The sequence below is a fragment of the Bacteroides sp. MSK.20.82 genome (assembly GCF_019052485.1).
GTDB classification, from domain to species: Bacteria; Bacteroidota; Bacteroidia; order Bacteroidales; family Bacteroidaceae; genus Bacteroides; species Bacteroides thetaiotaomicron.
Map to the genome: position 1 here is coordinate 1 of NZ_JAHQUN010000005.1, position 15,818 is coordinate 15,818.

8 protein-coding genes are annotated in these 15,818 nt (G+C 47.6%); 4 read left to right on the forward strand and 4 right to left on the reverse strand.

Annotated elements, in window-relative coordinates:
* The first annotated feature begins 298 nt into the window (after nucleotides 1–298).
* The 4 genes from KTR07_RS07200 to KTR07_RS07215 are packed head-to-tail and all read left to right on the forward strand — an operon-like array spanning nucleotide 299 to nucleotide 8,107.
* Nucleotides 299–2,584, forward strand: coding sequence for a GH92 family glycosyl hydrolase (locus KTR07_RS07200; RefSeq protein WP_008760881.1), 2,286 nt, complete (start codon nucleotides 299–301; stop codon nucleotides 2,582–2,584).
* 6 nt (nucleotides 2,585–2,590) lie between these two features.
* Entirely contained in the window at nucleotides 2,591–4,930 is a 2,340-nt protein-coding gene (locus tag KTR07_RS07205; RefSeq protein ID WP_008760882.1) for a GH92 family glycosyl hydrolase, read from the forward strand.
* Between the two features lie 29 nt (nucleotides 4,931–4,959).
* The gene (locus KTR07_RS07210; protein ID WP_008764203.1) at nucleotides 4,960–5,754 is read left to right on the forward strand and encodes a basic secretory family protein; all 795 of its coding nucleotides are present in this window, start codon (nucleotides 4,960–4,962) and stop codon (nucleotides 5,752–5,754) included.
* Nucleotides 5,755–5,767: 13 nt separating this feature from the next.
* On the forward strand, nucleotides 5,768–8,107 hold the full coding sequence (locus tag KTR07_RS07215) for a GH92 family glycosyl hydrolase (protein ID WP_061474357.1): 2,340 nt from the start codon (nucleotides 5,768–5,770) through the stop codon (nucleotides 8,105–8,107).
* Nucleotides 8,108–8,234: 127 nt separating this feature from the next.
* On the opposite strand, the gene KTR07_RS07220 is transcribed toward KTR07_RS07215, so the two are convergent.
* The 4 genes from KTR07_RS07220 to KTR07_RS07235 all read right to left on the reverse strand — a co-directional run bounded on the left by KTR07_RS07220 (nucleotide 8,235) and on the right by KTR07_RS07235 (nucleotide 15,502).
* Nucleotides 8,235–9,026, reverse strand: coding sequence for a LytTR family DNA-binding domain-containing protein (locus KTR07_RS07220; protein WP_011109043.1), 792 nt, complete (start codon nucleotides 9,024–9,026; stop codon nucleotides 8,235–8,237).
* A 17-nt stretch (nucleotides 9,027–9,043) separates the two neighbouring features.
* The gene (locus tag KTR07_RS07225; RefSeq protein WP_011109044.1) at nucleotides 9,044–10,102 is read right to left on the reverse strand and encodes a sensor histidine kinase; all 1,059 of its coding nucleotides are present in this window, start codon (nucleotides 10,100–10,102) and stop codon (nucleotides 9,044–9,046) included.
* A gap of 62 nt (nucleotides 10,103–10,164) precedes the next feature.
* Nucleotides 10,165–11,094, reverse strand: coding sequence for an efflux RND transporter periplasmic adaptor subunit (locus KTR07_RS07230; protein WP_113748835.1), 930 nt, complete (start codon nucleotides 11,092–11,094; stop codon nucleotides 10,165–10,167).
* Nucleotides 11,095–11,176: 82 nt separating this feature from the next.
* Nucleotides 11,177–15,502 carry a CusA/CzcA family heavy metal efflux RND transporter gene (locus KTR07_RS07235; protein WP_117577820.1) on the reverse strand — a complete coding sequence of 1,442 codons (4,326 nt, stop codon included), beginning with the start codon at nucleotides 15,500–15,502 and terminating at the stop codon, nucleotides 11,177–11,179.
* Nucleotides 15,503–15,818 lie beyond the last annotated feature (316 nt).

The following is a 15,818-nucleotide window of genomic DNA, read 5'->3' on the forward strand; positions in this document are numbered from 1 at the left end:
TTCTATCCATAATACAAAGATAATTGTTTGGGGACAGAGTTCAGATTACGCCCTCATCTCGATTACTTTCTTGCTTTTGTTTTTGTTTGTACTCTATTTGTATTTTCTTATGGGCAATTATTTGATTATTAGTAATTTAATTTGTGCTCTGTTTGACTCCTAGTTCTCTACTCTGACATTCTCGCCCGGACGTGCTTTTTGTCACGTTAGAGTATAGTTATTAATTTTCTATTGCGTTAATTTGTAACGTGAATAATAACACTCGCTAATCTAATATTAATAGTTTAACTCTTATATCATGAATAAACAGAAACTACTGTCTATCACAATGACTCTATTGTTGGGAGTCTCCTCTATCTTTGCGCAAAAGCAGCCGGTGGATTACGTGAATCCCCTGATGGGAACCGACTCCAAGATTTCGCTCTCCAACGGAAACACCTATCCTGCCATTGCACTGCCTTGGGGGATGAACTTTTGGATGCCGCAGACCGGAAAGATGGGGGACGGTTGGGCTTACACGTATGCTTCTGACAAAATCAGAGGTTTCAAGCAGACCCACCAGCCCAGTCCCTGGATCAATGACTACGGACAGTTCTCCATTATGCCGATGACCAAACAGCTGAAGATTGATCAGGACAGCCGTGCTTCCTGGTTTTCGCATAAGGCAGAGAAAGCAACTCCTTATTATTACAGTGTTTATCTGTCAGAGTATAACATGACAACGGAGATTGCCCCGACGGAGCGTTGTGCGTATTTCCGTTTTACTTTCCCCGAAGCGTCCGATGCTTATGTGGTAGTAGATGCTTTCGACCGTGGTTCGTATGTGAAGGTGATTCCTGAAGAAAATAAGATTGTAGGTTATACGACACGTAACAGTGGCGGTGTTCCGCAGAATTTCAGGAACTACTTTGTGATAGAGTTCGACAAGCCTTTTACATTTAATAAAGTATGGGCGGACTACCATTTGGTAGAGACGCATCTTGAACTGCAATCCAATCACGTAGGTGCTGCCATCGGTTTTTCGACAAAGAAAGGAGAGCAGGTGCATGCCAAAGTGGCTTCCTCATTCATCAGCCCCGAACAGGCGGAACTGAATCTGAAAGAAATCGGAAACAAGACATTCGAACAGACCAAGGAAGCCGGACGTAAAGCTTGGAATGACGTACTGGGACGTATCAAAGTCGAAGACGATGATGAGAACCGGATGCGTACCTTCTATTCTTGTCTGTATCGTTCGGTATTATTCCCCCGTATGTTCCACGAAGTGAATGCGAAGGGTGAAACGGTACATTACAGCCCTTATAACGGTGAAATCCGTCCGGGATATATGTTTACCGATACCGGTTTCTGGGATACGTTCCGTTGCCTGTTCCCGTTTGTCAATTTGATATATCCTTCAATGGGAGAGAAGATGCAGGAAGGACTGTTGAATACATATCTTGAAAGCGGATTCTTCCCCGAATGGGCGAGTCCGGGACATCGTGGCTGTATGGTCGGAAACAATTCGGCTTCCGTAGTGGCAGATGCTTTTATGAAGAATGTGACCAAAGCGGATGCGGAGAAAATGTATGAAGGTTTGCTCAAAGGAGCCAACAGTGTACATCCGAGAGTTTCTACAACAGGGCGCCGTGGATACGAATATTATAATAAACTGGGTTATGTGCCTTACGATGTAAAGATTAACGAGAATGCGGCGCGTACATTAGAGTATGCATACGATGACTGGTGCATCTACCGAATGGGTGAAAAGCTAGGGCGTCCGGCAGAAGAACTGGAACTCTATAAGAGCAGAAGCCAGAACTACCGCAACCTGTTCGACCCTGAAACAAAACTGATGCGTGGCAAGAACGCCGATGGCACCTTCCAGACTCCTTTTAATCCGTTCAAGTGGGGGGATGCCTTTACCGAAGGAAACAGCTGGCACTATACGTGGTCTGTATTTCATGATGTACAGGGACTGGCCGATTTGATGGGCGGCAGAAAGATGTTTGTCAGTATGCTCGATTCTGTGTTCAACCTTCCACCGATATTTGATGATAGCTACTACGGAGGTGTGATTCATGAAATCCGTGAAATGGAAATTGCCAATATGGGTAACTATGCGCACGGCAACCAGCCTATCCAGCACATGATTTACTTGTATAACTATGCAGGCGAGCCCTGGAAAGCACAGTACTGGCTGCGTGAAGTGATGAACCGCCTCTACTTTGCCACTCCCGACGGTTATTGTGGTGATGAGGATAACGGACAGACTTCTGCCTGGTATGTGTTTACCGCTTTAGGCTTCTATCCGGTATGTCCGGGCAGCAATGAATATGTGATGGGTGCTCCTTATTTCAAGAAAGCGACGATCACACTGGAGAACGGCAAGAAACTGGAAATCTCCGCTCCTAAAAATAGTGATGCCAATCGTTACATCCGTTCGCTGAACTATAACGGTAAGAACTATACAAAGAATTATCTGAATCATTTCGACTTGCTGAAAGGCGGACGTCTGGTATTTGATATGGATAATAAACCGAATAAAGGAAGAGGTATTAACGAATCCGACTTCCCCTATTCCTTCTCTCGTGATAACAAGTAAGCAGGTATGAATAAGATGAAAAAGAAAGTATTGATGATGACTATGGCGGCGGTAACCTTGTCCGCCGTAGCTCAGCAACCGGTAGATTACGTTAATCCGATTATCGGAACCAATGGTATGGGGCATACTTTTCCCGGTGCTTGCACCCCTTTCGGATGGGTACAGCTGAGTCCGGACACAGACACAATTCCACATAATGTGAATGGAGCTTATCAGAAGAATGCGTATGAATATTGTGCCGGTTACCAGTATCGGGATAAAACCATCGTAGGTTTCAGTCACACCCACCTCAGCGGCACGGGACATTCCGACCTGGGAGATATATTGCTGATGCCTGCTGTCGGCGATGTAAAATTGAATCCCGGACGGGCGGACCATCCGGAAGAGGGTTACCGTTCGCGCTTCGATCATGCCACAGAGAAAGCGACACCCGGATACTACGAAGTGATGCTGGACGACTATGGCATTAAAGCGCAACTGACAGCTACTCAACGGACGGGTGTACATAAATATACCTTCCCGAAAGGAAAAGACGGTCATCTGATCCTGGACCTGGTGCATGGTATCTATAATTATGACGGCAAAGTATTGTGGGCAAACCTGCGGGTGGAAAACGATACATTGCTGACAGGATACCGCATCACCAACGGATGGGCACGTACGAATTATACCTATTTTGCCATTTCCTTGTCACAGCCGATCAAGGATTACGGATATAAGGATAAGGAAAAGGTATTGTACAATGGCTTTTGGCGTCGTTTCAAGCTGGAGAAGAATTTCCCGGAAATCACTGGTCGAAAGATCGTGGCTTACTTTAACTTCGAAACGGCCAAAGATCCCGAACTGGTTGTAAAGGTAGCCTTGTCGGCAGTCAGCACGGAAGGCGCTGTAAAGAACCTGCGTGCCGAGGCTTCCGGAAAGAGCTTCGAACAGTTGGCGGAAGCTGCACGGACAGACTGGAACAATGAACTGGATCATTTCGAAATAGAAGGTACACCGGATCAGAAGGCGATGTTCTACACTTCGCTTTATCATACCATGATTAATCCGTCCGTGTATATGGACGTAGACGGTTCCTATCGTGGTCTGGATCATAACATACATCAGGCGAAAGGATTCACTAACTATACTATATTCTCACTTTGGGATACATATCGCGCGGAACATCCGTTCCTTAACCTGGTGAAACCGGAACGCAATGCGGATATGGTGGAATCAATGATCAAACATGAACAGCAGAGCGTGCATGGCATGTTGCCGATATGGAGCCTGATGGGAAATGAGAACTGGTGTATGAGCGGTTATCATGCTGTGTCTGTGCTGGCGGATGCAATAACCAAAGGAGTTTTTTCAAATGTGGATGAGGCATTATCGGCGATGGTTAGCACATCTACGGTACCTTACTATGAAGGTGTAGCCGATTATATGAAGCTGGGATATATCCCGCTGGACAAGAGTGGTACGGCAGCTTCCTCTACGTTGGAATATGCATACGACGACTGGACTATTTATCAGACAGCCTTGAAAGCCGGTAATAAAGAGATAGCGGATACTTACCGCAAACGTGCTCTCAACTATCGTAACATCTATGATACAAGCATCGGTTTTGCCCGTCCCCGCTACAGTGACGGCACATTCAAAAAAGAGTTCGATGTGTTGCAAACTTACGGCGAAGGCTTTATCGAAGGTAATTCATGGAACTTCTCCTTCCATGTACCGCATGATGTGTTTGGTATGATCGACCTGATGGGAGGAGAAAAGACATTCGTACAGAAACTGGACGAACTCTTCTCCATGCATCTGCCGGAGAAGTACTATGAACATAATGAGGATATTACGGAAGAATGCCTGGTAGGTGGATACGTACATGGCAATGAACCGAGCCATCATGTACCTTATTTGTACGCATGGACCTCCCAACCGTGGAAAACACAGTACTGGCTGCGTGAAATCCTGAACAAGATGTATAAGAATGACATCAACGGACTGGGTGGAAATGATGATTGCGGACAGATGTCGGCATGGTATCTTTTCTCTGTGATGGGCTTCTATCCGGTTTGTCCGGGTACAGACCAGTATGTCCTTGGTGCTCCCTATCTGCCCTATCTGAAGCTGACACTTCCCAACGGAAAGACACTGGAAATCAAAGCGCCGGGCGTCAGCGACAAGAAGCGTTATGTACAGTCACTGAAACTGAACGGCGAGTCTTATGATAAAATGTACATCACACACGAGGATATCCTGAAAGGAGGCGTATTGGAATTTAAAATGTCGGCATCGCCCAACAAACGTCGTGGAGTATCGGCGCAGGACAAACCTTATTCATTAACTAATGGAATCAATTAACAGCATCAATAAATAATCAAGAAAAGAATATGAAAAAGAGACATTTGGTATATGCAATTGCCCTGATTGTGGGCATGGGAGCTTGTGCGGCAAGTGCGAAGAAGCAAGCTGAAGCAAAACCGGACGTATGGAAAAGCTACAATGTAGGAACTGTCTTGTTCGAAGATAAAGCTTCGGAAACAAAAGGTTCAGACATTTATCACCGGATCATTCCGGATGCGGAGTCTTATATCAAAGAGCAGGCACGCACTGTATTGGCTACTCTTTATAACTCACCGGAAGACAGCATAACTCCGGTGAACAAGATACATTATACACTGGAAGACATCGAAGGAATTTCTGCCAAAGGCGGTGGTAATGGAGACGTTACTATCTTCTACAGCACACGGCATATCGAGAAATCATTTGCGGAAAACGATACGGCAAAGCTGTTCTTCGAAACGCGTGGGGTACTGTTGCACGAACTGACACACGCCTATCAGCTGGAACCGCAAGGCATCGGCTCTTACGGAACCAATCGTGTATTCTGGGCATTTATTGAAGGAATGGCAGATGCCGTACGTGTAGCCAACGGCGGATTCGACGGACCGAATGCCCGTCCGAAAGGAGGAAACTACATGGACGGTTATCGGACAGCAGGTTATTTCTTCGTCTGGTTGCGCGACAATAAAGATCCTGAATTCCTGCGTAAGTTTAACCGCAGCACACTGGAGGTGATTCCCTGGTCGTTTGACGGAGCTATCAAGCATATCTTGGGAACGGAATATAGCATAGATGAACTATGGCATGAATATCAGGTTGCCGTAGGTGATATACAGGTGTAATATACGATTGGATATGGTTAATAAAGTTGGTAGAAAAAGGTTGTTTTTGGTTTGGTCGTGTCTGGTGAGTATCTTGCCGGGCATGGCTCAAACTGAAAAGCTGACGGACTACGTGAACCCGTTTGTCGGTACGGATGGTTATGGAAATGTTTATCCCGGTGCACAGATTCCTTTCGGGGGAATCCAGATAAGCCCCGATACGGACAGCCGCTTCTATGATGCAGCTTCCGGATACAAATACAATCATCTGACATTGATGGGATTCAGTTTGACGCACTTGAGCGGAACAGGTATTCCGGACTTGGGCGACTTTCTGTTTATCCCCGGAACGGGAGAAATGAAACTGGAACCCGGTACTCATGAAGATCCCGATCAAGGCTATCGTTCGCGTTACTCACATGATAAGGAGTGGGCGTCCCCCAATTATTATGCTGTGGAACTGGCAGACTATGGAGTCAAAGCCGAAATGACTTCCGGTGTGCGTAGCGGTATGTTCCGTTTTACTTATCCGGAGTCGGACAATGCGTTCATCATGATTGATATGAACCATACGCTCTGGCAATCCTGCGAATGGTCGAATCTGCGAATGATTAATGATTCGACTATCACCGGATACAAACTGGTGAAAGGGTGGGGACCGGAACGTCATGTGTACTTCACGGCTACTTTCTCAAAGAAGTTGACCGGACTGCGCTTTGTACAAGACAAAAAGCCGGTTATTTATAACACTTCCCGATTCCGCAGCTCTTACGAAGCCTGGGGAAAGAATCTGATGGCTTGTATCTCCTTTGATACAAAAGCAGGGGAGGAAGTGACGGTGAAAACAGCCATCTCCGCAGTCAGCACAGACGGTGCCCGGAATAATATGAAGGAACTCGACGGATTAACTTTCAACGAGTTAAGGGCGAAAGGGGAAGCCCTTTGGGAAAAGGAACTTGGAAAATATACGTTGACTGCTGACCGAAAGACAAAGGAAACGTTTTATACTTCCGCCTATCATGCCGCTCTGCATCCGTTTATCTTTCAGGATTCGGACGGGCAGTTCCGCGGACTAGACAAGAACATAGAAAAAGCGGAAGGATTCACGAACTATACGGTGTTCTCCCTTTGGGATACCTATCGGGCTTTGCATCCCTGGTTTAACTTGGTTCAGCAGGAGGTGAATGCGGACATTGCAAATTCTATGTTGGCTCATTACGACAAGAGTGTGGAGAAGATGCTTCCTATCTGGTCTTTCTACGGCAACGAAACCTGGTGTATGATTGGTTATCACGCCGTATCCGTATTGGCGGATATGATCGTGAAAGAAGTGAAAGGCTTTGATTACGAGCGTGCATACGAAGCGATGAAAACCACAGCGATGAATTCGAACTACGATTGCCTTCCGGAATATCGTGAAATGGGCTATGTACCATTCGATAAGGAAGCGGAGTCAGTGTCAAAGACACTGGAATATGCTTATGATGATTATTGCATCGCACAGGCAGCCAAGAAATTAGGCAAAGAAGACGATTATCATTATTTCCTCAACCGTGCTTTGTCTTATCAGACCTTGATTGACCCCGAAACGAAATATATGCGCGGACGCGACAGCAAAGGTGACTGGCGCACTCCGTTTACTCCGGTTGCCTATCAGGGTCCGGGATCGGTACATGGCTGGGGTGATATAACGGAAGGATTCACGATGCAATATACCTGGTATGTTCCACAAGATGTGCAGGGATATATCAACGAGGCCGGCAAGGAACTGTTCCGCAAACGCCTGGATGAGCTTTTTACGGTAGAACTGCCGGATGATATCCCCGGAGCACATGATATACAGGGACGTATCGGAGCCTATTGGCATGGAAATGAGCCTTGTCATCATGTCGCTTACCTCTACAACTACCTGAAAGAACCGTGGAAATGTCAGAAGTGGATACGTACCATCGTCGACCGTTTCTACGGAAATACACCGGATGCATTGAGTGGTAACGATGATTGCGGACAGATGTCTGCGTGGTATATGTTCAACTGCATCGGTTTCTATCCGGTGGCTCCGTCCAGCAATATTTATAATATCGGTTCGCCATGCGCAGAGGCTATTACGGTCCGGATGAGTAATGGAAAAAACATTGAAATGACAGCGGACAACTGGTCGCCGAAGAACCTGTACGTGAAGGAGCTTTATGTCAACGGTAAAAAGTACGATAAGTCCTACCTGACGTATGATGATATCCGTGATGGAGTGAAACTTCGTTTTGTGATGAGCGGCAAGCCGAATTACAAACGGGCGGTGTCCGATGAGGCTGTACCTCCTTCGATTTCTTTACCGGAGAAGACGATGAAGTATAAATCATCAATTGGGTTTTAATAAGGTTAGGTATTAAGATAAAAATGGAAAGGATGAGGCTGGGCTTCATCCTTTTTTTAGAACTGATATCCGATACTTATAAAGAACGAATGCATATAAGCGGGATTTCAATATAGTCCCGCTTGTTTTACTTTTTGCTCGAAAACCATTCCTTAAATTCCGCTACCCGTGCTTTGCTTACCAATATCTTCTCTGTCATTCTGGAGTGACGCAGATTAATGGACAACCGGCTGTTGAACCATAAATCAATATCCTTTATCGCCTCCCTTGAAATCAGAAACTGCCGGTTGACTCTGAAGAAGAGACTAGGATTTAAACAATCGACCAATTCATCCAGCGTAAGAGAAAAATTGTATTCCATCCCGTCCGTTAAGACAGCTTTTACCTGACAATCTTTGATGTAGAACAGTTGAATCATGTCGATTGAGACAGGAAGCAGCTTATCGCCTTTCATCGGTATGAGGAAATGTGTCTTGTAGTTCTCCTGCTTTTTCAGCGAGTGAATGAGATGAAGCAGTTCCTCTTCCTTATTTTCCCGCTTGCTTCCGTTTTCGGGGATGGCATCCTGCAAGTTGTCCAATTTCTCAAACGCATGTTCGATGTCCTCCTTGCCGATAGGTTTCAGCAGATAGTCGATACTGTTCACTTTGAAGGCACGCAGGGCATATTCGTCGTAAGCCGTGGTGAAGATAATGGGGCAGGTGATGCTGATATGATCGAATATTTCGAAGGCAGAACCGTCTGCCAGATGAATATCCATAAAAACGAGTTCCGGCATCGGGTGGATGCCGAACCATTCGATGGTGGAATTGATGCTGTCCAGTATGGCAATGATTTCAGCTTCCGGTTTCACTTCGTTGAGCAGTGAAGTCAGATTGCGTACGGCTGCCTTTTCATCTTCAATAATAACTGTTTTCATGGTTCATTGTTCTTACTTCATTGTACTTCATCAATGAGAGGAATGCAGACGGTGAATTCTTTGTCCTCTGTGATCTGTATGTCCTGTTTGAATAATAGCCGGTAGCGCTTGGCGAGATTGGCAAGTCCGATGCCGGTTCCGGGAGTAGCGGTCCATTTGGGCTGGATGTCGTTGCTGACGGACAGATAACCTTCGCTGTCGGTCGAAATATGGATAGTCAGCGGTTTGCGGTCGCTGATTTCATTGTGTTTCACGGCATTCTCTATCAGTACTTGTACTGCCATCGGAGGAAGACGGTAGTCTTCGAAAGATTTCCCTATCTGTATATCAAATTGCAGATTATTCTCAAAGCGCATTTTCAGCAGGAAGATGTAAGCAGAAGCGAATTCCATCTCTTCCCGCAGGCTGACGCTTTGCGATTCGTTGCTTTGTAGCGTATACCTCAGTACCCGTGAGAGTTCCTGAATATAATCCTGTGCCTTGTCCTGATTTTCTCGCACCAGTGAACGCAGCGTATTCAGTGAGTTGAACAACATGTGCGGATTGAGCTGATTCTTCAATACTTCATACTGGTTGCGGATGTTTTCCGCCTGTAACTGTTCGTTCTCAATCAATACCAGTTGCTGGCGGCGGACAAGGTAGATGATGCAGCAACTGCTGGTGACGAGGCAGGCCATGATGAAGTCTCGCAACGGATGGAGGTAATGGTGTACCATCGCATCGATGGCGGGAATGTCGAATGTCCGGTGCAGGAAGACAAACACTTGTCCCAGCAGATTGCTGAGTATCCATGTCAGGATGAAGGAAAGCAGAATCTTTGCAGCCGTTATTTTAATGGACGCCTGGTTGAAATGGAACAAGCGCGTATTGATGGCAAAAAGTATGAGTAACGAAACGAAGGTAAACAGAATCTCATTTGCCACATCCATAAACTTCATCCCCGGGAAAAGCGAATGGCTTTCGAAACGGTCGAAGAGAGAGACCGATTCCGGAAAATGAATGAGCACAGCCACCATCAGCGAGATGATGACCGTGGACAGGAAATACTTATCTTTATTGATAGCTTTCAATACCATGTTGCAAAGATAATGGTTAATTACGAATTATGCATGATGAATGGCTGTCGCTGCACGGCAGATTATTGTTTTTGGATATGTGCCGTGACGTACATCCCCGGTCGGAACTGCGGATTCGTCTCCTTGATGGAAGCGTATACTTCGAGTGAGCGGTTCACTTCGTCCACTTTTTGTCCGATGGAGATGACCGTGCCGTTGAACGTCTGTGTACCCATGCCGTTGACACGGAATTGTACGGGACTGCCTGTTTGCATATCTGCAAGGTCTTTTTCGTAGGTAGTCAGGCAAAGCATCGGTGCGCTTTTATCAATCACTTCGCAGAGAGCTTCTCCCGGATTGATGTACTTTCCCATGTTCATAGCTACATTGACCACATATCCGCTGATAGGAGCTTTTACTTCCAGAAGCGGCTGGATGCCATCCCGAAGCAGTGTTTCCGGATTCACGCCCAAAAGCGAAAGTTGTGCGGCGGCAGCATCCTGACGGCTTTTCATCGAAAGATAATCCGCTTTGCTTTGTTGGAACTTCTTCTGCGAAGCCGCTTGTTCGGCAGAGAGATTCTTTTGCCGTTCGTATTCCATACGCAGATATTCTGTTTGTGCGTGGCTGTCCAGATAAGTCTGTTGGAGGGTGATAAACTCCGGATTCTCCAAAGTGGCGATTACAGAATTCTTGGTAACGTGTTGTCCGGGGAGTAAGGAAGTGTTTTTGATCACTCCGCCGATAGTCAGTGCGACGGTTGCCTGCCGTTGGGGCGGAAGGACGATCCGGCCGTTGAACGAAACCTGATTGGGGCGGGAAGTGGCGGAAGTGATTGCATCCACTTCGGGCTGTGCAGTGGCATCGGCGTCGCTTTGACCATTGTTTTTTCCCATTTCCGGATTCACGCTTTCTGTTGCAGGGTCCGCCACAGACTCTGAATCCACCGTTTGTTGTTGTCCCTTGCAAGCTACTAAGGCGAGCAGAAGGATGAGGTAAAATATCTTTCTCATAACTTTTTTATATTAAGTACTCTTGCAAAATAATCTTCTATATTAACAGGAAAACTGTTCATTAAAACTCTCCACTCTCCACTTATTCAAACAATTCATGTTCCAGAGCGGCAATGTTATACTGATAAACGGTTTCGATATACCCTCGCCGGATGTCCCGTGCCGTCGTCACGGACTGTATGTATTCGGCAATGCCCGTTTCGCTCTGTTGCAGTTGCAGGTTGGCGGCTTTGGTCAGTTCTTCCGCTTCTTTGAGAGCTGAAGTAGTATAATAGCGCAGGCTCTCGTTGTATCGTCGGAGGGAGGCTTCCAGTTCCATCACCTTATTGCGAAGTTCGCGGATGTTGGCATCCGCCTGAATCTGTGCCGAAGCGGCAGCCAGTCTGGCTTGCTTCACCTTGCTTTTCTGGGGCAGGAAGTAAACGGGGAAGGAGACTCCCACCATCCATGCATTCAGATTCTTCAAGGGAAGAATGTCCTGACGGGTATATCCTATGCTGATCTCCGGAAAGAAGTGGCTGCGTTCTACATGAAGCATTGCTTTCGCTTCTTCCGCCTGACTCCGGAAGTATCCGGTATGCGCTTCGGACAGATTACCGTCCGAAAGGGTGGTATAAAAGAGAGATAAGGTCGAATCTGCCGGCACAATCGGGCTGTCGGCATAACAGCACCACTGGAAACGTGCCAGTGCCGTCTTTTCCTCTTCCTGTGCCTGATACCAGCGGTTGTGCAGGTCGGCGGCGGTAGTCGTCATCATGTTCTTTTCGAGCAGGGTGATTTCTCCTTGTTGATAACGTATTTCGCCGATACGTTTCAACTCTTCCGCCATCTTGTCCTGATCACGGTACATGGAGCAGAGGTTAGCGGCATATTGATAGTAAGCCCATGCCCGTTTTACTTCCGCTATCACTTCTTTTTCCACCATCCGGCGATAATAAGTACTTGTCTTTACCTGTCGGCTGACCAGTGCATTCTTGTAAAACGGAGTCAGCAGCGAACCGAGGCTCTGTTCGAAGGCAAGTTCCTTGTCTTGCTTGTTTTCTCCGTTGAGTTGTCCCCATGAGTAACTGAATGAGGTGGGAGCTGCCTCGACAATCTCTCCGCGAGTGGCTTTTGCCTGACGGATGGCGTTGGCGGCTATTTTCAGTCTCGGATGATTTTGTTTGGCTATCTCGATGGCCTGTTCCAGACTGACCGCTTCCGGTTGCTGCGCTGAGGCGAAAGAAGGAATCAGTAGCAATAACGGCAGGATGACGAAGAACGGCAGATGAAACTTGCTTCCGGGACGTCTCCATACAGCAAATGAGTTGACAATCTTGTAGAATACCGGAATGATAAGCAAAGTCAGCACGGTAGAGATAATCAGTCCGCCGATGACGACCGTAGCCAGCGGGCGTTGTACTTCGGAACCGGCGGAAGTGGCGATTGCCATCGGGACAAATCCCAGCGAGGCGACCAGTCCGGTGAGGAATACGGGACGCAGCAGATGCGGGGTGCCCAGAGTGAGGATTCGGTTGGTAGTCATAGCATATTTATTTCGTTTACGAAGTTCGTTGAAATGGTTCACCATCAGGATACCGTTCAGTACAGCCACACCGAACAAGGCGATGAAACCGACTCCTGCCGAGATGCTGAACGGGAGTCCGCGCAGCCAGAGGGCTACGATACCTCCGATAAGTGACAGCGGGACGGTGGAGAATACCATCAATGTATAAGTAATGTTCTTGAAAGCGAAAAACAAGATCAGCAGAATCAGCATCAGTGCTACCGGAATGACGATCATCAGCGTATTGATGGCGTTTTGCAGGTTCTCAAACTGACCGCCGTATTCGAAGTAGTATCCCGGTTGCAGTTTGATGTTCTTGTCCAGTGTCTTCTGGATGTTGGCCACTACTTGCTGAATGTCCGCGTCGCGTACGTTCACACCAATCACGATGCGGCGTTTGGTAGCGTCGCGGTTGATCTGCAACGGACCGCTGACAAGTTCGATGCTTGCCACCTCGCCGACCGGAATCTGAATGCCTTCGGAAGTACGCACAAAGAGCTTGTCCAGATTTAAGTCTGCCACTTTCTCCTGATCCAGACGTACGACAAGGTCGAACTTCCGTTCGTTTTCGAAAACCACACCGCTGGCTTCTCCGGCATAGGCTGTCCGGATAATCGTGTTGAGTTCTTCGATATTGATGCCGTAACGGGCTATCTTGCCGCGGTTGTATTTGACAACCAGCTGAGGCAATCCCATCGTCTGCTCTACGATGACGTCTGCTGCCCCCGGCACTTTCTCTACATACGTGGCGGCTTCCTTTGCCCTCTGATAAAGTTCGTGCGTGTCTTCGCCGTATAACTTGACTGCAATATCGGCTTTCGCACCTGTCATCAGTTCGTTGAACCGGAGCTGTATCGGCTGCGAGAAGTTAAACTCGGCACGTTCCGAGAGGGGTTCGAGCGCTTCTTTCATCTTCTCTACCATTTCCGCACGGCTCGTTGCGCTGGTCCATTCCTTGAAAGGTTTCATGATGATCATCACGTCGGCGTCTTCCACTGCCATCGGGTCGGTGGGGACTTCTGCCGTACCGATCTTCGCCACTACGTGCTTGATTTCGGGAAACTGATCCATCAATGTCTTTTCCGCTTCTTCGGAGAGTTTGATACTTTCCGAAAGCGAACTGCCGGCGGGTAAGGTCATCTGCATGGCGAAGTCGCCTTCGTCCAGTGTCGGGATGAACTCGGCACCCAGACGGGTGAAGAGGAAGAGGGAGCCGATCAGTGCGGCAAAAGCAATGACTACGGTGCGTGCTTTGTGATGCAGGCAGGCATGCAGGCAACGCTGGTAGAGTTTGTTCAGCTGCTCGAAGAATCGGTCGGCAAGTGTCGGCTTCACTACGATGGCATGTTTCAGGAAGAGCGACGCCATCATAGGGACGTATGTCAGTGACAGGATTAAGGCGCCGATGATGCAGAACACCAGGGTTTTGGCCATTGGAGTGAAGTATTTTCCTTCGATTCCGTTCAGAGTCAGTATCGGGAAGAACACGATGAGAATAATCAGTACGGCGAATGTAGCCGAGCGGACTACACCGGAAGCGCCTTTTTCCACTTCTTCGTCCATCTCTTTGCGGGTCAGTGTCCGTCCGCGGAACTGCTTGCTGTAGATGTGTGCCAGGATACCTTCCAGTATGACAATGGAACCATCTACCACAATACCGAAGTCGATGGCGCCGAGGCTCATCAGATTGGCGGTCACGTTGAAAAGACGCATCATGATGAATGCGAAAAGCATAGCCAGCGGGATGACCGAAGCTACAATCAGCCCGGCACGGACGTTGCCCAGAAAGATAATAAGTACGAGGAAGACGATGATGGCTCCTTCAATAAGGTTGTTGACGACGGTGGAGATGTTCCGGTTGACCAGTTCCGAACGGTTCAGATACGGTTCGATGCTGATGCCTTCGGGCAATAAGTGCTGTATCTTTTCCACCCGCTTTTCCAGTTCCTGCGTCACTACATTGGCGTTGGCGCCTTTCAGCATCATGGCAATTCCGCCTACGCATTCGCCCTTTCCGTCCATCGTCATCGCACCGAAACGTTTGGGTGCGCCGAAGCGGACAGTGCCTACGTCACTGATGTGTACGGGAATCCCGTTCCGGTTGGCTACCACGATCTGTTCGATGTCTTTGATGCGCGTGATCATCCCTTCCGAACGGATGTAATAAGCACTCCTTGCTTTCTCGATGTAGCTTCCGCCCGTGTTCTGGTTGTTGCTGCTCAGTGCTTCGAACACTTCGCCGATGGTGATGTTCAGTGAAAACAGGGCGTCGGGATCTACCGCCACTTCGTATTGTTTCAGATAACCTCCGAAACTATTTATTTCCACGATGCCCGGTATGCCCGATAACTGGCGTTTCACCATCCAGTCCTGAATGGTACGGAGTTCCATAGCGTCATATTTCTCTTCGTATCCCGGAGCTACTTTCAATATGTATTGGTAGATTTCGCCCAGTCCGGTGGTGATCGGCATCATTTCCGGTGTTCCCAGTTCGGGGGAGATTTCGCCGGATACGGTTTGTATCTGCTCGTTGATCAGCTGGCGGGCATCGAGTGTGGGCACGTCTTCCTTGAAGACGACCGTTACCACTGATAGCCCGAAGCGACTGACGGAACGGATATCTTCTACATTCATGATGTTGCTCATCGCTATTTCGATGGGCATGGTGATGAGCTGCTCCACTTCCTGCGGCGCAAGCGTAGGAGATACGGTTACAATCTGCACCTGATTGTTGGTTATGTCCGGCACGGCGTCAATGGGGAGCGTCAGCATGGCATAGATTCCCCCGATAAACAGGAAGAGGGTGGTTAACCCTACGAATAGTTTTTTCCTGATCGAAAAACGTACGATAGCTTTAAACATGATTTTACAGTGTTATTGTTTCATGTTACAAAGTTACGGACTATCCTTATCCGTGATTATCGGGAAAAGATGAAGCGGAAAGATTGACGGGTGAAATGACGAAATCAAGGTCTGAACGTGAAGGGCTGTTGTTTGTCGAATCAAGGAGTTTGAACGTCCTTTGGTTATTCGCCACAACGTTTTATGCAGCGTTTTTATTGTCACTTGTCACTTTTGCGACTTAATACGTTGCAAATTAGAATGGTAAGGGTGATAATAAGAGGTGACAATAGGGTGATAATAGGCGGAACTTAGTTTTTTATTGTCACCGCAAAGA